The sequence below is a fragment of the Streptomyces sp. NPDC101165 genome (genome assembly GCF_044768135.1).
Lineage (GTDB): Bacteria > Actinomycetota > Actinomycetes > Streptomycetales > Streptomycetaceae > Streptomyces.
In genome coordinates this window covers 37,462-56,530 of the sequence record NZ_JBIWPG010000015.1, presented here as the reverse complement: position 1 = coordinate 56,530, position 19,069 = coordinate 37,462, and the positions used below count along the sequence as shown (strand labels likewise).

17 protein-coding genes and 1 tRNA gene are annotated in these 19,069 nt (G+C 71.1%); 8 read left to right on the top strand and 10 right to left on the bottom strand.

Annotation, left to right across the window (positions count from 1 at the left end; translation table 11 throughout):
* Positions 1–43 precede the first annotated feature (43 nt).
* Positions 44–799: a hypothetical protein gene (locus tag ACIRVH_RS29725; RefSeq protein WP_403959313.1), complete on the top strand. Its 756-nt coding sequence runs from the start codon at positions 44–46 to the stop codon at positions 797–799.
* A gap of 20 nt (positions 800–819) precedes the next feature.
* Here ACIRVH_RS29725 and ACIRVH_RS29720 read toward each other — a convergent pair whose 3' ends face one another.
* Positions 820–1,449, bottom strand: a complete 630-nt coding sequence (locus ACIRVH_RS29720; RefSeq protein WP_403959310.1) for a hypothetical protein — start codon at positions 1,447–1,449, stop codon at positions 820–822.
* Between the two features lie 265 nt (positions 1,450–1,714).
* On the opposite strand from ACIRVH_RS29720, the gene ACIRVH_RS29715 reads away from it, so the two are divergent.
* Positions 1,715–3,004, top strand: coding sequence for a class I SAM-dependent methyltransferase (locus tag ACIRVH_RS29715; protein ID WP_403959307.1), 1,290 nt, complete (start codon positions 1,715–1,717; stop codon positions 3,002–3,004).
* A gap of 53 nt (positions 3,005–3,057) precedes the next feature.
* Here the strand turns inward: ACIRVH_RS29715 and ACIRVH_RS29710 are convergent, their stop codons facing one another.
* Both ACIRVH_RS29710 and ACIRVH_RS29705 read right to left on the bottom strand, forming a co-directional pair.
* Positions 3,058–5,586, bottom strand: coding sequence for an ABC transporter permease (locus ACIRVH_RS29710; protein WP_403959305.1), 2,529 nt, complete (start codon positions 5,584–5,586; stop codon positions 3,058–3,060).
* Positions 5,586–6,356, bottom strand: coding sequence for an ABC transporter ATP-binding protein (locus tag ACIRVH_RS29705; protein ID WP_403959302.1), 771 nt, complete (start codon positions 6,354–6,356; stop codon positions 5,586–5,588). The genes ACIRVH_RS29710 and ACIRVH_RS29705 overlap by 1 nt, the downstream gene beginning before the upstream one ends.
* 393 nt (positions 6,357–6,749) lie before the next feature.
* Between ACIRVH_RS29705 and ACIRVH_RS29700 the strand changes: the two genes are divergently transcribed.
* The 3 genes from ACIRVH_RS29700 to ACIRVH_RS29690 all read left to right on the top strand — a co-directional run bounded on the left by ACIRVH_RS29700 (position 6,750) and on the right by ACIRVH_RS29690 (position 9,159).
* A tRNA-Leu gene (locus ACIRVH_RS29700) sits at positions 6,750–6,833 on the top strand.
* A 143-nt stretch (positions 6,834–6,976) separates the two neighbouring features.
* The gene (locus ACIRVH_RS29695) at positions 6,977–8,152 is read left to right on the top strand and encodes a 4-hydroxybenzoate 3-monooxygenase (RefSeq protein ID WP_403959299.1); all 1,176 of its coding nucleotides are present in this window, start codon (positions 6,977–6,979) and stop codon (positions 8,150–8,152) included.
* A gap of 146 nt (positions 8,153–8,298) precedes the next feature.
* A complete protein-coding gene (locus ACIRVH_RS29690) occupies positions 8,299–9,159 on the top strand; it encodes a Bax inhibitor-1/YccA family protein (RefSeq protein WP_403959296.1) in 861 nt (286 codons plus the stop codon).
* Between the two features lie 76 nt (positions 9,160–9,235).
* On the opposite strand, the gene ACIRVH_RS29685 is transcribed toward ACIRVH_RS29690, so the two are convergent.
* Entirely contained in the window at positions 9,236–9,466 is a 231-nt protein-coding gene (locus ACIRVH_RS29685; protein ID WP_061919219.1) for a DUF4287 domain-containing protein, read from the bottom strand.
* A gap of 99 nt (positions 9,467–9,565) precedes the next feature.
* On the opposite strand from ACIRVH_RS29685, the gene ACIRVH_RS29680 reads away from it, so the two are divergent.
* Positions 9,566–9,877: a hypothetical protein gene (locus tag ACIRVH_RS29680; protein ID WP_403959291.1), complete on the top strand. Its 312-nt coding sequence runs from the start codon at positions 9,566–9,568 to the stop codon at positions 9,875–9,877.
* 2 nt (positions 9,878–9,879) lie between these two features.
* Here ACIRVH_RS29680 and ACIRVH_RS29675 read toward each other — a convergent pair whose 3' ends face one another.
* The 3 genes from ACIRVH_RS29675 to ACIRVH_RS29665 all read right to left on the bottom strand — a co-directional run bounded on the left by ACIRVH_RS29675 (position 9,880) and on the right by ACIRVH_RS29665 (position 13,374).
* On the bottom strand, positions 9,880–10,695 hold the full coding sequence (locus ACIRVH_RS29675) for a hypothetical protein (protein WP_403959755.1): 816 nt from the start codon (positions 10,693–10,695) through the stop codon (positions 9,880–9,882).
* Positions 10,696–10,993: 298 nt separating this feature from the next.
* Positions 10,994–12,214: an acetyl-CoA C-acetyltransferase gene (locus ACIRVH_RS29670; protein ID WP_403959288.1), complete on the bottom strand. Its 1,221-nt coding sequence runs from the start codon at positions 12,212–12,214 to the stop codon at positions 10,994–10,996.
* Between the two features lie 140 nt (positions 12,215–12,354).
* Positions 12,355–13,374 carry an SGNH/GDSL hydrolase family protein gene (locus ACIRVH_RS29665; RefSeq protein ID WP_403959285.1) on the bottom strand — a complete coding sequence of 340 codons (1,020 nt, stop codon included), beginning with the start codon at positions 13,372–13,374 and terminating at the stop codon, positions 12,355–12,357.
* A gap of 162 nt (positions 13,375–13,536) precedes the next feature.
* Between ACIRVH_RS29665 and ACIRVH_RS29660 the strand changes: the two genes are divergently transcribed.
* Positions 13,537–14,928, top strand: a complete 1,392-nt coding sequence (locus ACIRVH_RS29660; protein ID WP_403959282.1) for a cystathionine beta-synthase — start codon at positions 13,537–13,539, stop codon at positions 14,926–14,928.
* Positions 14,929–15,248: 320 nt separating this feature from the next.
* Here the strand turns inward: ACIRVH_RS29660 and ACIRVH_RS29655 are convergent, their stop codons facing one another.
* Entirely contained in the window at positions 15,249–16,115 is an 867-nt protein-coding gene (locus ACIRVH_RS29655) for a helix-turn-helix transcriptional regulator (RefSeq protein ID WP_403959279.1), read from the bottom strand.
* A gap of 146 nt (positions 16,116–16,261) precedes the next feature.
* On the opposite strand from ACIRVH_RS29655, the gene ACIRVH_RS29650 reads away from it, so the two are divergent.
* Positions 16,262–17,023 (top strand): SDR family oxidoreductase, encoded by a 762-nt coding sequence (locus ACIRVH_RS29650; RefSeq protein ID WP_403959277.1) that lies wholly within the window; start codon positions 16,262–16,264, stop codon positions 17,021–17,023.
* A gap of 5 nt (positions 17,024–17,028) precedes the next feature.
* On the opposite strand, the gene ACIRVH_RS29645 is transcribed toward ACIRVH_RS29650, so the two are convergent.
* Both ACIRVH_RS29645 and ACIRVH_RS29640 read right to left on the bottom strand, forming a co-directional pair.
* Positions 17,029–17,448, bottom strand: coding sequence for a hypothetical protein (locus ACIRVH_RS29645; protein WP_403959274.1), 420 nt, complete (start codon positions 17,446–17,448; stop codon positions 17,029–17,031).
* Between the two features lie 10 nt (positions 17,449–17,458).
* Positions 17,459–19,063, bottom strand: a complete 1,605-nt coding sequence (locus tag ACIRVH_RS29640; protein WP_403959271.1) for a SulP family inorganic anion transporter — start codon at positions 19,061–19,063, stop codon at positions 17,459–17,461.
* Between the last annotated feature and the right edge of the window lie 6 nt (positions 19,064–19,069).

The following is a 19,069-nucleotide window of genomic DNA, read 5'->3' as shown; positions in this document are numbered from 1 at the left end:
CGCGGCGCCCCGGCATCCCGAGCGCGGGTGGTACAGGAGCCATGTGAGCACGCAACCGCCGCTCGGCCCGCCACCCGGCCCCCTGTTCGGGGTCCCCGGCTCCGGTCCGCCGCCTCCTCGGCGCCCCTGGTGGCTCAGGCCGCCCGCGCTCATCGGCGCTGCCGCCGCCGTGGCGGCGATCGCGGTGGGGCTCGTGATCCTGCTCGGCGGCCGCGAGCCGGGACACGAACGGGTCGAGACCGCCGCACAGGCCCGGGATCTCGCAAGACGCGTGGCCCTGAAGCCGGCGGACTGGGGGTCCGGTTACGTGCGCAGCACCCCCTACGAGACCGACGACGTCACGGAGTCGTTCGCCGACGCCAGCTGCTACCTCGGGGTGCAGACACCGGTGAACCTGCTGGCCGCTCTGGAGCGCAACGCCCAGAGCCCGGACCGGAAGGTGGTCAACACCTCGACGGTCATCGTCCACCGGGACACCGCGTCCGCCGCGGCGGGCATCGCCCGGTTCCGCACGGACGCGCGGCGATGCCCGACGGAGTACGACTCCGCGAGCAAGCAGAAGTGGGAGGACGTGCGCGCGGTCGACGTTCCGGGCCTGAAGGGCTTCGACGAGGTGGCGGGCGAGGAGGGCCATCAGGTCGTCGACGAGACGGGCCTGAAGCTGGACGAGTACTACACGCAGCTCACCGGCCGCAAAGGGCAGGTCCTGATGCAGGCGACCGTCGCCCGCTCGGGCGGCCAGGGGCGCAACCGTGAGGACGCGGTGCACGCCCTCACGCTCATGCTGAGCCGCCTGTAGCGGGCGCCCGGTCACGACGGTCACGAGGAGCGGGTGGTGGTGCCGCTCGGCAGCTGGAGGCTGCTGAGGGACTGCCGGTAGTCCGCGTCCATGGTCTTCTGCGCGTCCTTGGTACCCAGAACCTCGATCTGGACCAGGTGGTCGCCGAGATCGACGAAGCGGGTGTGACCGGCCGTGCCGTCACCGGTGGAGAGGTCCGCGTCGAGCACGGGCTGGCCGCTGTCCGTGGCGCTCACCCGGACGTCGTGACTGGTGAGCCGGTCGTCGGCGGACCGCGAGCTCTTGTTGTAGTTGGCCAGCGCGTTCTTGAGGCTGCCCTTCAGGTCCCACTGGCCACCGCCATGCGGCGCGTCGTAGACCACGAAGCCGATGGCCCCGTAGTCGGTCTCCACCTGGTAGGCGCGGCCCTGGTAGCCGTTCACGGTGTACTTCTGCATCTGGGCGTGCCCGGGCAGCTCGGCCATGACGCCGCTCGGGTCGTCGGTGGCCTGCGTCCAGTGCGCGGCGGCGTCCCCGACGGCCGCCGAGGCGGCGGCCGGGGGCGTCGACGGAGCGGCGAAGGCACTGGTGGGCAGCAGCACGCCGCCGGTGATCACGGTGGTCGAAGCGGCGAGCAGGGCAACGCGCTGGAACCTGGCGAGACGGGTCATGGGAGTTCACATCCAGAAGTGGTGAAGAGGTATCGAACGGGATGTTCTGCCTCTATTAGGACCTTTAGGAGCAAGCGAGGCATGACCCTGGATCTCGGGACTTGACCGAACACGGTGCCCGGCGCTAACGCGGGAGTGTGACGGTTCGGCCATCGTGTCGGCAGGAGCGTGCGGAGGGGAATGACGTCGGCGTGCCGGGTCGTTTCCCTGCCGCCGGATGGAGACGATCCGGCGGGCAGTCGATTCCTTTCACCGGAGGTGCGCCATGGCCGAAGCCGCGTCGCGGCTGAGGAGTCTTGCCGAGCAGATGCTGGGAGTCCCGCTCCCGGTGCGGCTACGAGCCTGGGACGGGTCGCAGGCGGGACCGCCCGACGCGCCGACGCTCGTCGTGCGCAACCGCCGCGCCCTGCGCCACATGCTGTTCAAACCGGGCGAGCTGGGCCTCGCCCGCGCCTGGGTCGCCGGAGACCTGGGCATCGAGGGCGACCTGTACGCCGCACTCGACGCCATGGCCGGACTGGTGTGGGAGCGCGGGGAGGACTCCCGCAGCCTCGCCCAGGCGCTGCGCGACCCCGAGGTACGGGCCGCCGGGCGCGAGCTGCTCAAGCTCGTCGGGCCGCCGGTCCCGCCCGCCCCGCCGCGCGAGGAGGTCCGCCGGCGCCATCATCTGCACACGCGGCGCAGCGACAAGGAGGCCATCAGCCACCACTACGACGTCGGCAACGACTTCTACGAGATCGTCCTCGGACCGTCGATGGTCTACTCGTGCGCGTACTGGGAGGACGGCGGCACCCTGGAGTCCGCCCAGCGCGACAAGCTCGAACTCGTCTGCGCCAAGCTCGGCCTGAAGGAGGGTCAGCGACTGCTGGACGTCGGCTGCGGCTGGGGCTCGATGGCCATCCACGCGGCCCGTGAGCACGGTGTGAGCGTCGTCGGGGTCACGCTGTCGCAGGAACAGGCCGCGTACGCCCGTAAGCGCGTCGCGGACGAGGGCCTGACCGACCGGGTGGAGATCAGGGTCCAGGACTACCGGGACGTCGTGGACGGCCCCTACGACGCCATCTCCTCCATCGGCATGGCCGAACACGTCGGCGCCGAACGCTACCTGGCGTACGCGCGCAGTCTGTACGCCCTGCTGAAGCCCGGTGGACGGCTGCTCAACCACCAGATCGCCCGACGCCCGCAGCACGACGAATCCGCGTACGAGACGGACCGGTTCATCGACGCCTACGTCTTCCCGGACGGCGAACTCGCCCCGATCGGCACCACCGTCACCCAGCTGGAGCACGCCGGCTTCGAGGTGCGGGACGTGGAGTCGATCCGCGAGCACTACGCCCGCACCCTGCGCCGGTGGGTCGCCAACCTGCAGGCCGACTGGGACCGCGCGGTCCGCCTCACCAGCCCCGGCCGCTCCCGCGTCTGGCTCCTGTACATGGCCGCCTGCGCGCTCGCCTTCGAACGCAACCGCATCGGCGTCAACCAGGTCCTTGCGGTCCGCACCCCGGAGTCCGGCGGTTCCGGCCTGCCCCTGCGCACCCGCACCTGGAACTCCTGACACGGCAAGGGCCCCGCTCCGGGACGGAGCGGGGCCCTCGGTCCGCCGTACGGCTACTCGGCCTTGATCGCCGAGAGCATGTTCAGCCGGGCCGCGCGCCGGGCGGGCCACAGCGCGGCCAGGATGCCGACCACTGCCGCCAGCAGCAGGAAGACCGTCATCCGGCCCCAGGGCAGGACCAGTTCGTACGTCGCCATCTTCGTGCCCAGCAGCTCACCGGCCGCCCAGCCGAAGAACACGCCCAGACCGATGCCGAGCACGCCGCCGAACAGGGAGATCACCAGTGACTCCAGGCGGACCATCCGCTTGACGGCTGCCCGGTCCAGGCCGATCGCGCGGAGCATGCCGATCTCCTGGGAGCGCTCGAAGACCGACATGGCCAGGGTGTTGATGACACCGAGGACCGCGACGATCACGGCCATGCCGAGCAGGCCGTAGAGCATGTTCAGCATCGTCGTGAACATCTTCGCGATGTCGTTGGAGATGTCCTGCTTGTCCTGGACCTTGATCGCCGGGTTGGAGCCGAGCGCCTTCTCCAGCCGGTCCTTGACCGAGTCGGAGGCGCCGTCCGCCGTCTTGACCATGACCTGCATGTCGGAGGCGTCGCGCAGGTGCGGGGTGAGGACATCGTTGTCGATCATGATCCCGTTGAGCATGTCGTTGCCCTCGTAGACCCCGGCGACGGTCAGCTTCTGCGCCTTGCCGTCCTCGTAGTGCACCGTGAACTGCGAACCGGCTTTCCAGCCGTAGTCCTTGGCCCGGTCCTGGTCCACGACCACCTGCGTGCCGCCGACCTTGAAGGCACCGTCGTCCACCTTGAGGTCCGTCAGCTCGCCGATGGCCGAGCCGTTGACGCCGGTCAGGAACTCGGTCTGGCCGTCGACGCGGGACACGGCGTTGCGCAGCGGGCTGCTGGCGGTGACGTCGGAGTCGGCGGCGATCTTCTTCGCCACGTCGGGGGAGAGCGGGCTGCGGCTGGCCATCGAGACGACGTAGTCGGCACGGATCGCCGAGCTGGCCATCTTGTCGATCGACGTCTGCAGGCTGCCCGCCATCACCGTCATACCGGTGATCAGGGTCAGGCCGATCATCAGCGCGGACGCCGTGGCCGCCGTACGGCGCGGGTTGCGCACCGAGTTCTGGCGGGCCAGCTTGCCCGAGACACCGAACACCCGCAGCACCGGGGCGGCGGCCGCGATCAGCGGGCGGGACAGCAGCGGGGTCAGGATGAACACGCCGATGATGAGCAGGACCGCGCCGATACCCATCGGACCCTCGGCGGCGTCGGTGTCCATCGTGGTGGCCGCGAGGACCACCGCGACACCGGCCGCCGAGAACAGCGCGCCGAGCGTGTTGCGCAGCACCAGCGACTTGGTGGTCGCCTTGGCGTGCACGCTGCTCATCGCCGCCACCGGCGGGATCTTCGCGGCCCGGCGGCCCGGCAGCCAGGCGGCGAGCACGGTGATGACGATGCCGACCGCGAGGGCGGCCACCACGGTGCCCGGCGTGACCACCAGTGGCCCGTCCGGCACGCTCGCGCCGAAGGAGCTCAGCAGGCTCCGCAGCCCCGCGCCGATGCCGACGCCGGCGACCAGACCGGTCACACCGGCGACGGTGCCGACCACGAACGCCTCGATCAGCACCGACCGGGTGATCTGCCGGCGGGAGGCGCCGACCGCCCGCAGCAGGGCCAGTTCCCGGGTGCGCTGGGCGACCAGCATGGTGAAGGTGTTGGCGATGATGAACGTGCCGACGAACAGGGCGATTCCGGCGAAGACCAGCAGGGCCTGCTTCAGACCGCTCATCGAGGAGGAGATCTGCTGCGCCTGGTCGTCGGCGAGCTGCTTGCCGGTGGTGGTCTCCACCAGCTTCGACGGCAGCGCCTGGTCCAGCGCGGCCCGCAGCGCGGTCTGGCTGGTTCCCGTCGCCGCCTTCACGTCGATCTCGTCGTACGCGCCCTTCTTGCCGAACAGCGCCTGGGCGGTCTTCGTGTCGAACAGGGCGAGGCTGCCGCCCGCGGCCACGTTGCCGTCGTCGGTGGTGAAGATGCCGCTGATGCGCGGGGTGAGCACCGGGCCGTCGACCGAGATGCGCACGGTGTCGCCGACCTTGTAGCCGGCGCGCTCGGCGGTCTTGGAGTCGATCAGGACCTCGTCCCTGCCGCTGGGTGCGTGGCCACTGACCAGCGGGTAGCGGGCGTCCTTGGTGCCCCAGTAATTGCCGCCCTCGGACTGCCAGCCGCTGCCGAGCAGCTTGCCGTCCTTGTCGGCGATCGCGGTGAAGCCGGTGACGACACCGGTGGCGGAGGCGGCGCCCGGGACCTTCCCGGCCTTGTCGAGCAGCGCCTGGGTCAGCTCGGGGGTCTTGCCGACCTTGTCGCCCTCGGAGTCCTGGTACTTGGCCGTGACGGCGACGTCGACCTGGTCGAAGCCCTTGGCGGAGCTCTTCTGGTAGGCCTGGGAAATGGTGTTGGTGAAGACCAGCGTCCCGGACACGAACGCCACGCCGAGCATGACGGCGAGCACGGTCATCAGGAGCCGGGCCTTGTGCGCGAGTACGTTGCGCAGGGCGGTGCGGAACATCAGCTGGTACGGCCCTTCGCGTCGAACTGCTTCATCAGGTCGAGCACGGAGTCGGCCGTGGGGCCGTGGATCTCGTCGACGATCCGCCCGTCGGCCAGGAAGACCACGCGGTCCGCGTAGGCCGCGGCGACCGGGTCGTGGGTCACCATGACCACCGTCTGGCCCAGCTCTCGCACGGAGTTGCGCAGGAAGCCCAGCACCTCGGCGCCGGAGCGCGAGTCGAGGTTTCCGGTCGGCTCGTCACCGAAGATGATCTCGGGCTTGGAGGCGAGCGCGCGGGCGACGGCGACGCGCTGCTGCTGGCCGCCGGACAGCTGCGAGGGCCGGTGGCTGAGCCGTCCGGAGAGGCCGACCATCTGGATGACCTGGTCCAGCCACGCCTTGTCGGCCTTACGGCCCGCGATGTCCATCGGGAGGGTGATGTTCTCCAGCGCGGTCAGCGTGGGCAGCAGGTTGAAGGCCTGGAAGATGAAGCCGATCTTGTCCCGCCGCAACTTGGTGAGCTGCTTGTCCTTCAGGGAGCCCAGCTCGGTGTCACCGATCCGCACGGACCCCGAGGAGAAGTTGTCCAGGCCCGCCACGCAGTGCATCAGCGTGGACTTGCCGGAGCCGGACGGGCCCATGATCGCGGTGAACTCGGCCTGCCGGAAGTCGACGGAGACCCGGTCCAGGGCGACCACCCGGGTCTCGCCCTGCCCATAGATCTTCGACAGCTCCGTGGCGCGTGCGGCCACGGCCGTGGTTCGGCCGGCGGTGGGTGTGGTGGTCACGGGAAGGTGCTCCTGTCGGGACGACGTCGGTTCGTGGGGACCGATCCATCGTCTCGGTCGCCGGCGTCCGTGTAGTCAGTCGCTGAACCGGTTCCGAGGGGCGACTCCGGTCGGACGGAGCGGGCCCGAGTCATACCTGGGGAGGACGGGCGACCCTGACACCCCGCGGCGTCCAGAACCGGACGACCGCCCTCGTTCGGTAGGTGAAATTCCGTCATTCCGTGTACGCACGCGCCCACGCCACGTCACGCTATTGGCAAGTGCGGATGGCTCGTTCCATGGGCTGATGCACCCTCAGACGTCAATAAAATAAGACAACATCGGGCTGTCCCCTCCGCTGTTCGAGGGATGCGCACCGATAGGCTCGGAACCTCGAAGCGGAGCCCATGGCCTGCCCGGATGGTGGAATGCAGACACGGCGAGCTTAAACCTCGCTGCCCCTTCGCGGGCGTGCCGGTTCAAGTCCGGCTCCGGGCACTTTCCGTCTTCGCACCCACCCCTCACATGACAGCACGACCGTTGACAGCGGTGTGCCCACAGTCGGAGACTCACGCTCGGTATTTGGTGAAGGAAATTTCACCAGACGAACAGACTGTGCGTCAGAGGGAAGGGAACGACCGATGCGTACCACCGTCGGGATCATCGGAGCCGGTCCGGCCGGGCTGCTGCTCGCTCGGCTGCTGCACCGCGCCGGCATCGACTCGGTCGTCCTGGAGAGCCGCGACCGCGCCTACGTGGAGCACCGGCAACGCGCCGGGATCCTGGAGCAGGGCACGGTGGACGTGCTGCGCGAGGCCGGAGCCGGGCGGCGGATGGACCGGGAGGGGCTCAGGCACGACGGCATCGAACTGCGCTTCGACCGGCGCCGCCATCGCGTCGACTTCCCCGGGCTCACCGGCGGGCGGTCCGTGACGGTCTACGCCCAGACGGAGGTCTGCAAGGACCTCATCGCCCTCCAACTGGAGGAGGGCGGCCCACTGCTCTTCGAGGCGGAGGCCCTCGCCGTCGAGGGGGCGGAGGGCGACCGGCCGCGGATCCCCTTCCGGCACCAGGGGCGCGAGGACGTGCTGGAGTGCGACTACGTCGTCGGCTGCGACGGCTTCTGGGGCGTGGCCAGAAAGGCCGTCCCGGCCGCCCTCTCCCGGGTGTTCGAGTGGTCGTACCCCTACGCCTGGCTGGGCGTCCTCGCCGACGTCGCCCCCTCGCACGACGAACTGGTCTACGCCCGCCACGACCGTGGCTTCGCCCTGCTGTCCATGCGCTCCCCGTCCGTCTCCCGCCTCTACCTGCAGGTGCCCGCGGACACCAAGCCCGAGGAGTGGAGCGACGAGGAGATCTGGGCCGAACTGGAGCGGCGCCTCGCGACCGACGACGCCTGGACGCTGGAGCGCGGCCCCATCACCCAGAAGTCCGTCACCCCCATGCGCTCCTACGTGCACGAACCGATGCGCCACGGCCGGCTCTTCCTCGCCGGTGACGCCGCCCACATCGTGCCGCCCACGGGTGCGAAGGGGCTGAACCTGGCGGTCGGGGACGTCATGACCTTCGTCCGGGCACTCGTCCACGAGCGGGAGACCGGCTCCCCCGACCTCCTCGACGCCTACTCGGCGACCTGCCTGCGCCGCGTCTGGCAGGCCGAACGGTTCTCCTACGACATGACGACCCTGCTCCATCGCGCCCCGGACGCCACCGACTTCGACGCCCGCCTCCAGCTGGCCCGGCTGGAACGCATCGCCTCCTCGCATGCGGCCGAGACCGATCTGGCCGAGGCCTACACCGGCTTCCCGTTGGACTGAGTCGCCCATGGCCGGGAATGAGCCTTCCGGTTAGCGTGTTGCGCAGCACGGCAGGGGAAAGATCCTCCGCAGGTATTACGGTCGATCCTTTGCCAATCCATTACTCTTGAGGCCAAGGCCATGCACGATGGCCATGGAGGAGTGAAATGAGGAGCAGTAACCCGGTCTTCTCGCGACGGGGGTTCAGCCGCGACAACGGCTACGCCGGCTTCAACACCGCAGCGCAGGCCGGGTACGCACAGGGCAACCCGTACGCGCAGAACCCCTACGGCCAGAACCCGTACGGCCAGCAGAGCGTGCAGTACGGCGCCCCGCCGCAGGCCCCGGCCACCACCGGCCGGATGACGATGGACGACGTCGTCATGCGTTCGGCCCTCACGCTGGGCACGGTCGTCGTCGGCGCCGTCCTCGCCTGGGTGCTGCTGCCGGTCTCGGCGACCAGCTACGGCCTCGCCGTCGGCGCCGGGATCGTCGCGATGGTCCTCGGACTGGTGCAGAGCTTCAAGCGCACCCCGTCGCCCGCGCTCATCCTGGGCTACGCCGCCTTCGAGGGCGTCTTCCTGGGCGTCATCAGCGAGATGTACAACAGCCGCTGGAGCGGCGCACCCTTCCAGGCGGTGCTCGGCACCATGGCGGTCTCGGCCGCGACCCTGCTGATCTACAAGGCCGGCTGGATCCGCGTCACGGCCCGCTACGCCCGCATCGGCATGGCCATCGCCATCGCCTTCGTCCTCGTCATGGCGGTCAACCTGCTGCTGGTCGCGTTCGGCGTGGTCGAGAACGGCGGCCTGCGCAGCATGGGCCCGCTCGGCGCGATCGTCGGCATCATCGCCATCGTGCTCGGCGCGTTCTTCCTGACCCTCGACTTCAAGCAGATCGAGGACGGCATCGCCTACGGCGCCCCGCGCAGCGAGTCCTGGCTCGCCGCGTTCGGCCTCACCATGACCCTGGTGTGGATCTACGTGGAGATGCTGCGGCTGGTGGCGATCTTCAGCAACAACGACTGACCGACACGCCGGTCGTACGAGAGAGGGTCCCAGGTCCGCCCCGGGGCCCTCTCGGCGTCTCGGGGGCTTACGGGTCTCACAGCAGCTTGCGGGCTGCCCTCCTCAGGTCGTACTCGTGGACGATCGCCTTCGCGTGTCCGTACGCGAGGTCGTACTCGTGCCGGAGCCAGCTGACCTTCTCCTCGAAGCGGAACAGGGCGGGGCCGTCTTCAACGGTGCGCAGCCAGTCGGAAACTTCACGACCGGTGCAGTGGGGGATGCGGGCGAGCAGATTGCGGTGGGTCTCCTCGGAGAAGAGCTGGGACATCGGCGCCTCCGAACGCAAAGGGGATGTAAGCCGGTCCTTCACGTCACGGTGCCTGAGCGTTCGCGTATTGGCAACAGTGCGGCGCGTTACGCTCGGCGCGTGGTTGATACGACGCCCTTGACCCGAGCAGTGGATCACTTCGCCGACCGGTTGCGGGCGGCTCCGCAGAGCCGGCTCCAACGCGGCGCCGCGGCCGAGGCCTTGGCCGCGGCCAGGGAACTTTCACGGCGGGCACAGCTGCTGGAGGAGCCCGGTGCGGAGCCCCGGGAGATGCCGGACGCCGGCATGTTCGCGGCCGCCGACCAAATCATGGTGGCCGGGCACGACTTGGCGGTGCTGCTGGAGAACGCGGACCAGGTCAGCGAGGCCGTGGAGCTGGTGGAGGAGGCCCGCAAAAGAGCCGGGGTCTGACGTCAGAGCGACGCGATGACCCGGTCGGCCAGGATGTAGACCGTGTCCTTGCCGCAGGCGAAGGTCAGGGTGTAGGCGCCCGAGATGCCCGAGCCGCCGAGGAGGTACGGGGTCTCGCCCTCGCGGAGAGCCGCCGCCAGGTGCTCGGCCGTCTCGCGGTGGCCGGGGGTCATGCACAGGGTCGTGCCGTCGGCGAAGACGTAGACGTCGAGGGTGCCGAGGGGGCCGGGGCGGACGTCGGAGAGCTCGACCTGGTCGGCGGCCAGCTGCTCCAGCGTGGTCACCGTGCGCTCGTGGTCGTTCACGGCCGGCGACTGCACCGGGACGAAGTCGGGGTGCGAGGGGTGGCGGCGGCGGGCCGCGGCCAGCTCGGGGGAGTCCGTGGGGGTGCCGCCTCCCTGGACGAAGTCCTTGGGGGAGAACTCGTCGGCCTCGGCGGACGGCTCGGTCACCGGCTCCAGCGGCTCCAGACCCGCGAAGTCGGCCTGCCGGGGCAGGAACAGGTCGCTCTCGGGGAGGCCCAGCAGGGAAGGCGCGTCGGAGGCGTCACGGGCCTCCTGGGCGGCCCAGAACGCACGGGCCTCGGCCAGCTCGCGCTCACGCTCCTCGGCGAGCGCCTCGGCCACGGCCGCGCGTATCTCGTCCGTGTCGGCGGCCGTGCGGGCCGCGGGCAGCAGCGCACCCAGGGCGGCGGCCTGGTTCGCGGCGAGCTGGGCCTGCAGCTCCGCGAGCTGCCGGCGCAGCTTCAGGACGGTGCGCAGGACGGCGACGCCCACGGCGCCCGTGGCGGCCGTGGTGAGCAGCAGGGCGATCGGCATGGCGCTCACTGACGTACTCCCAGGTTCAAAGTCGACCCCCGACTTCCTACATCAGCTTGAAGGGCGGACTAAGCAGCTGTCAGTGCGTAACGTCACGAAACGGACAGGACTTTGGGCTTGTGGTTTCGCCCGTCACTGCGCTGACCTGCGCTGACCTGCAGTGATACCTCCAGCGAGGGAGATAGGTCACATCCTGGGGGAGATTGGATCACAAAAAGACCCAGAACCCGGGTGTTTTCCGGGTTCTGGGTTGTTTCCTGACCTGTCGTACCCGCTCGGCTACCGAGGGTGGATCAGATCAGCTGAGGCGCTCGATGACCATGGCCATGCCCTGGCCGCCGCCGACGCACATCGTCTCCAGGCCGAACTGCTTGTCGTGCCACTGCAGCGAGTTGATGAGCGTGCCGGTGATGCGGGCGCCGGTCATGCCGAAGGGGTGGCCGACGGCGATGGCGCCGCCGTTGACGTTCAGCTTGTCGATGTCGATGCCGAGGTCACGGTAGGAGGGGATCACCTGGGCGGCGAAGGCCTCGTTGATCTCGAACAGGTCGATGTCGTCGACGGTCAGGCCGGCGCGCTGCAGGGCCTGCTTGCTCGCCTCGACCGGGCCGAGGCCCATGATCTCGGGGGAGAGGCCGGAGACGCCGGTCGACACGATGCGGGCGAGCGGGGTCAGGCCCAGCTCGCGGGCCTTGGTGTCGCTCATGATGACCAGCGCGGCCGCGCCGTCGTTCAGCGGGCAGCAGTTGCCGGCCGTGACCAGGCCGTCCGGGCGGAAGACCGGCTTGAGGCCCGACACGCCCTCCAGGGTGACGCCGGCGCGCGGGCCGTCGTCCTTGCTGACGACCGTGCCGTCGGGGAGGGTCACCGGGATGATCTCGCGCTCCCAGAAGCCGTTCTTGATGGCTTCCTCGGCGAGGTTCTGCGAGCGCACGCCGAACTCGTCCATGTCCTGGCGGGTGACGCCCTTCCAGCGGGCCAGGTTCTCGGCGGTCTGGCCCATCGAGATGTACGCGTCCGGGACCAGCCCGTCCTCACGCGGGTCGTGCCACGTGGTGCCCTCCTGCTCGGCGACGGCGGCGGTACGGGCCTCGGCCTCGGCGAAGAAGGGGTTGTGCGTGTCCGGGAGGCCGTCGGAGCTGCCCTTGAAGAAACGGGACACCGTCTCGACACCGGCCGAGATGAAGACGTCGCCCTCGCCGGCCTTGATGGCGTGCAGGGCCATGCGGGAGGTCTGCAGCGAGGAGGAGCAGTAACGGGTGATCGTGCAGCCCGGCAGGTGGTCCATGCCCATCTGCACGGCGACGATACGGCCGAGGTTGTGGCCCTGCTCGCCGCCGGGGAGGCCGCAGCCGAGCATCAGGTCGTCGATGTCCCGCGGGTCCAGCTCGGGGACCTTGGCGAGCGCCGCCTGGATGATGGTCGCGGTCAGGTCGTCGGGGCGCAGGTCCTTCAGGGAACCCTTGCCGGCGCGGCCGATGGGGGAGCGGGCGGTCGAGACGATGACGGCTTCGGGCATCACGGCTCCAGTGGACGGATGGTTGGCAGGCCGCTTCGGAAGTTACCCGTACGTATGGCCCAGGTCACCGGTGTCACGGTGTGACACTGGCCGCAATTTACTAAGCGCTTGCTTGGCCTTGGGGGCGGAGCCCCCGTCGGTCACGGGGACGGAGTCGCGGGCTCGGCCTCGGGCACGCGGCGGCGGCGCCTGCGCTTGAGCAGCGCCCACGGCCCCCGCGGACCGGTGGGCATCGCCGCCGTGACCTCCGTGCCCGCCTCCGACGCCGCCTCCGCGGCGGCCCGCGCGACCGGCAGGAAGCCCTCGCGACGGAACACGTCGGGCCGCTCCTCCTCCGCCGGCCACAGCCCCAGCGCCGCACACACCGTGGGCAGTATCGCCATCGCCGCCGTCGCGTACCCCTCCGCCGAGGGGTGGTAGTTGTCCGGCCCGAACAGCTCCCGCGGATTCGCCTCGAACTCGGGCCCGAGCAGATCGCCGAGCGACACGGTCCGCCCGCCCTGCTCCACCACCCCGATCGTCTGCGCCGCCGCCAGCTGCCGCGAGGCCCGGCGGGCCAGCCACCGCAGCGGCTGCTGCACCGGCTCGATGGTGCCGAGGTCGGGACACGTGCCGACCACCACCTCGGCGCCGGCCGTGCGCAGCCGTCGTACCGCCGCCGACAGGTGCCGTACCGAGCGCGTCGGCGGCATCCGGTGCGTGACGTCGTTCGCGCCGATCATGATCACGCAGACGTCGGGGAGTGGATAAGGGGACGAGAGCACCAGCGCCACCTGGCGGTCCAGGTCGTCCGACTGGGCCCCCGGCTGGGCCACGTTCCGCAGCTCCACCGGGCACTCCGCCACCGCGGACAGTCCCGACGCCAGCAGCGCCCCCGGTGTCTGTCCCGCCCGGTGCACACCCTGCCCGGCCGCCGTCGAGTCGCCGAGCATGCTCAGCCTGAGCGGCGGTTCACCGGGGAGGTCGTACGAGGTGCCGTACATGCCCTCGGCCACCGGCACCCGTCCGCCGCTGCCGTTGCCCACGTGGCGCCGGGCCAGTCGCACCTCCGCCAGCAGCAGGCCGACGGCGGCCGCCCCGACCAGCCCGGCCCCGCCACCGCCGTACGCCGCTCCGGCCGCGATCCGCCGGGCCACTCTCGCCCTCGACATGCTCGTCATGCGTCGCCGCCACCTCCTCGTAGCCGTACACCCACTCCTTGCCCCGTACAGCCCGTTCGCCAATCTCAACGGGGAGTGAACGCCCACCCCACGTCACCCAGGGGCCTTAGGCTGGCGGAACCACATACGACCACTGTTTTTTGCAAGCAACCGGAGACAACGGTGCAATTCCACGACTCGATGATCAGCCTCGTCGGCAACACCCCGCTGGTGAAGCTCAACAGTGTGACCATGGGCATCCAGGCCACCGTCCTGGCCAAGGTGGAGTACTTCAACCCGGGCGGCTCCGTGAAGGACCGCATTGCCCTGCGCATGATCGAGGCCGCCGAGCAGAGCGGCGAGCTCAAGCCGGGTGGCACCATCGTGGAGCCGACCAGCGGCAACACCGGCGTCGGGCTCGCCATCGTGGCCCAGCAGAAGGGCTACAAGTGCATCTTCGTGTGCCCCGACAAGGTGAGCACCGACAAGATCAACGTGCTGCGGGCGTACGGCGCGGAGGTCGTGGTCTGCCCGACCGCGGTGGCTCCTGAGCACCCGGACTCGTACTACAACGTCTCCGACCGGCTGGTCCGCGAGACGCCGGGCGCCTGGAAGCCGGACCAGTACTCCAACCCCAACAACCCGCTCTCGCACTATCACTCGACCGGCCCCGAGCTGTGGGAGCAGACCGAGGGGAAGATCACCCACTTCGTGGCGGGCGTGGGCACCGGCGGCACCATCTCCGGCACCGGCCGCTATCTGAAGGACGTCAGCGACGGCAAGGTCAAGGTCATCGGCGCCGACCCCGAGGGCTCGGTCTACTCCGGCGGCTCCGGCCGGCCGTACCTGGTCGAGGGCGTGGGCGAGGACTTCTGGCCCACCGCCTACGACCGGACCGTGGCCGACGAGATCGTCGCCGTGTCCGACAAGGACTCCTTCCAGATGACCCGGCGCCTCGCCAAGGAGGAGGGCCTGCTGGTGGGCGGCTCCTGCGGCATGGCCGTCGTGGCCGCGCTGGAGGTCGCCGAGCGGCTGGGTCCGGACGACGTCGTCGTCGTGCTGCTGCCCGACAGCGGGCGTGGCTACCTCAGCAAGATCTTCAACGACGAGTGGATGGCCGACTACGGCTTCCTGGAGGACGAGGGCCCCAGCGCCCGCGTCGCCGACGTCCTCAGCGACAAGGAGGGCGGCTCCATCCCCTCCCTGGTGCACATGCACCCGGAGGAGACCGTCGGCCAGGCCATCGAGGTGCTGCGCGAGTACGGCGTCTCGCAGATGCCGGTCGTCAAGCCGGGCGCCGGTCACCCGGACGTGATGGCCGCCGAGGTCGTCGGGTCGGTCGTGGAACGGGAGCTGCTGGACGCCCTGTTCAACAAGCGGGCCTCGCTCGACGACCCGCTGGAGAAGCACATGTCCTCCCCGCTGCCCCAGGTCGGCTCCGGCGAGCCGGTCGGCGACCTGATGTCGGTGCTGGGTTCGGCGGATGCGGCGATCGTCCTGGTCGAGGGCAAGCCGACCGGTGTGGTCAGCCGGCAGGACCTGCTGGCCTTCCTCGCCAAGGGCGGGAACAAGTAGCAAACCTGCGGTGAACTGCCCGTGGCGGCGGCGAACTTGCGGTGACCGTTCCCGATCGAGCGGTTTCGGAAGTGGTACGAGCGTGTCACGTGCGCGCAGCACCCGCTTAACACGGGTCAGGCAGATTAGTGGGTGTCGGCAGGGCGGGAGCGGCTCCCCGCCCCGGCCGGCGCCGAACGGCGCCAAGGACCTCCGGAGCGGCTCCCGGACCTCCATGGACGCCTAGGACGCGCAAGCCCGGCCCTGACCAGGCCCGCGTCCCTCGCGGGGACCGCCGTCGTCCCGCCCCCCGGCAACGGGGGTGCGGCGGTCCCCGCGCATTACTCTTTCAGCCGGCGTGCGGCCGATTCCCAACTGCCCAGCAGTGCAAGCCGTTCCGCCGTCTCCGACCCCGGCTCGGGGGTGTACACCACGATCGTCTGCTCCGGGTCCGCCGGGACGGTCAGCGTCTCGTACGGGAGGGTGAGCAGGCCCGCCACGGGGTGCCGGACGCGCTTCACGCCGTACGCGCACTCCTTGACCTCGTGGTCGGCCCACAGCCGGCGGAAGTCCTCGCTCTTGAGGGAGAGTTCGCCGACCAGCGCGCACAGTGCCGCGTCGTCGGCGTACCGGCCCGCGCCGACGCGGAGGTTGGCCACGGTCTGGGCGGCGACCGCGGCCCAGTCGGGGTAGAGGTCCCGGGCGGCAGGGGCGAGGAAGACCTGGCGCGGCATGTTGCGTTCGTCCGGTGCCATGTGGCTGAAGCCGCCCACGGCGTCGCCGAGCGCGTTCCAGGCGAGCACGTCCATGCGGCGGCCCAGCACGAACGCGGGTGTCCGCTCCATGCTGTCCAACAGCAGCTGTACGCCCGGCCGTACCCGGGGGGCGGCCGGACGGCGCTCGCGGCGCCCGCGCGGCCGGGCCACCGTACGCAGGTACGCGTGCTCGGTCTCGTCCAGCCGCAGCACGCGCGCGATCGCGTCCAGCACGGCGTCCGAGACTCCCCCGGACTTCGTCCGGGAGGGGCCCCCAGGGCCGCGGCCCTGCTCCAGGCGGATGTAGTAGTCCACGCTCACGCCCGCGAGCTGCGCCACCTCCTCGCGGCGCAGGCCCGGTACGCGGCGCCGCCCGTGCACGGGCAGCCCCACCTCCTCGGGCTGGATGCGGGCGCGGCGCGAGCGCAGGAAGTCTCCGAGGTCCCCGTCCATGGGTTCGATCGTAGGGGAGCGGCGGTCTCCCAGCCTGGTACTGGCAGACCCAGGAAAAGCGCATCCCTGGGTACGGCCGCCGGACCCGGCGAGGGTGGTGTCAGCCGCCGGGGAGACGCCCCGGCACCCCACCAGGGAGAACACCCATGTCGTACGAGAACCTGTCCGGCCGTACCGCCGTCGTCACCGGAGCCGCCAGCGGCATCGGCGAGGCCGTAGCCCGGCAACTGGCCGGGCAGGGCGCCCGGGTGGCGCTGTTCGCCCGGCGCGCCGACCGGCTGGAGGCCGTCGCCGGGAAGATCCGGGCCGAGGGCGGCGAGGCGCTGGTGGTGGCCGCCGACGTCACCGACGACGCGTCCGTCGAAGCCGCCCGGGACCTGGTCCACGCGACCTACGGGCCCGTCGACCTCGTCGTCAACAACGCCGGGGTGATGCTGCCCAACCCCGTCGACGACGGCCGGCTCGACGAGTGGCAGCGCATGCTCGACACCAACGTGACCGGCGTGCTGCGGGTCATCCGCGCCTTCACCGCCGACCTGGTCGCCGCGGCCGCCGAGGGCCGCACCGCCGACCTGGTGAACGTGTCGTCCATCGGCGCCCACGTCACCTTCCCCAACTACGCGGTGTACGGCGCCACGAAGGCCGCCGTCACCTACCTCTCGCAGTCCCTGCGCACCGAGTTGGGGCCGCGTGACGTACGGATCACCAACGTCGAGCCGGGGCTCACGGAGACCGAACTGAAGGCGCACGTCGGCAACGAGGAGCTGTCCGGGCAGCTGGACGGCATGCTCCGGGCGATCGGCAGTCTCGCGGCGGCGGAGGTCGCGGACGTCGTCGCCTACGCCACCAGCCGCCCCCGGCACGTCAACCTGCGCCAGATCATGGTGCTGCCGACCCGGCAGGCGTGACTCCCTCAGTCCTCCCGGGAGGCCCGGCGCCCGGTGAGGATCTCCGGGTTCTGCCGGACCGCCTGTGCCGCGTTGACGCCGACGATGCCGGCCCAGGTGGTCACCATCCCGGTCATCCCGGCGAAGGCGCCGCCGATCGCGGACAGCGGGATCGCCAGCACCAGCGAGACGATCGCGAAGCCGAAGCGCTCGGCCCAGTTGTCGCCGCCCTTGGGCCGCCGGGCACCGCGCGCGTCCGCCATCCGCTGCTCGGCCAGGTGGCGCCGCACCCGGCGGTCCACCACGTCGTCGATCCGCTGGTCGACCTTCTCCAGGAAGGACTCGACGAGTGCGGAGTCGTACTCTTCGCCCAGTTCCCTGCGTGCCCGCACGGTGGCGTCCAGGTCCTTCTTCAGGTCCACGTCCCGTGAGTCCAGTGCGCTCATGCGCTCCACCCTAGGGAGCGGTCATGCCCGCCGCACTGGGGACAACCCCCCTCTTCGCACCGGCGCCGGCGGCCGTGAGCGCCCCGCAGGTCTCCAGGACCCTGCGGTGGTCCAGGTCGACCCCGCTGATCCGGACGTCGACGCCCCGCCCGCGCAGCTCGGCGACCGCCTCCTTCAGTGCCAGCGCGCCGGTCGCGTCCACCGCCGTGAGACCGGACAGCCGCAGGTCGACCACCGAGACCCCGTCGTGCAGGTCGGCGAGCCCGCACCGGAAGCGGTGGGCGGCGGCGAACAGCAGCGGGCCGTCGAACCGGTAGGTCACCGTGCCCGCCTCGCCCGGCAGTTCGTCGGCGGCGGCCGGGGTGAGCCGGGTGCCGCGCATCGCCGAGCGCAGCGCCAGCAGCACCGAGACACCGAGGCCGATCAGCACCGCCCGCACCAGGTCCAGGGCGAGCGTGGCAGCGGCGGTGAGGACCAGCACCAGCGCGTCGCCGCGGGTGGCCCGGGCCATCGCCCGTACCGCGTCCCGCTCCACCATGCGTACGGCCGTCGCCAGCAGCACCCCGGCCAGCGCGGCCAGCGGGATGCGGCCCACCAGCGGGGCGGCGACCGCCGCGATCCCGGCGAGGATGACCGCGTGCGCGAGCGCGGCCAGCCGGGAGGCGGCGCCGGTGCGGACGTTGACCGCCGTGCGGGCGATGGCGCCGGTCGCCGGGACCCCGCCGAACAGCGGGGCGGCGAGGTTGGCGATGCCCTGCCCGAACAGTTCCTTGGACGGGTCGTGCCGTTCGCCGGGCCGCATCCCGTCGGCGACCGACGCCGACAACAGGGACTCCAGGGCGGCCAGCGCGGCCACCGCGGCGGCCGGGGCGAGCAGGGAGGGCAGCCGGGAGAGGTCCAGGAAGGAGAGGGAGGGTGCCGGCAGGGACGCGGGGAGGATTCCGATGCGGGTGACGGACAGCTGCAACGCCTCGGCCGCGCCGGTGGCCGCGGCCACCGCGACGAGGGAGAAGGGCACGGCCGGCCACCGGCGGGCGCCGGCCAGCACGATCGCCGCCGCGCCGGCCGCGAGCAGCAGCGCCGGCCAGTGCGGGACGCGCCCGAACTCCCGCGCCGCCCGTGCGGCGACCACGGCGACCTGCTCGCCGCGCGGGGTGGGCACGCCGAGCGCGGCCGGCACCTGCTGGAGGGCGATCACACAGGCGATGCCGAGGGTGAAACCGGCGATCACCGGCGCGGGGACGTACGCCATCGCCGCGCCCGCCCGGGCGAAGGCGAGGAGCAGCAGCAGGACGCCCGCCATCAGGCCGACGGTGAGGACCCCGTCGGCGCCGTAGCGGTGCACGATCGGCACCAGGACGACGGTCATCGCGCCGGTCGGGCCGCTGACCTGGCGGGCGCTGCCGCCGCACAGCGCGGCCAGCGCACCGGCGACGACCGCCGTGGTCAGCCCGGCGGCGGCACCGAGTCCGGAGGTGACGCCGAAGCCGAGGGCCAGGGGCAGGGCGACGACGGCGACGGTCAGCCCGCACAGCAGGTCGCGGCGTGGGGCCCGGGTCATGGAGCGGAGGTCGGCGGGGGAGGGCAGGACGGACAGGGCTCGGTTCAGGTTCATGGCTTC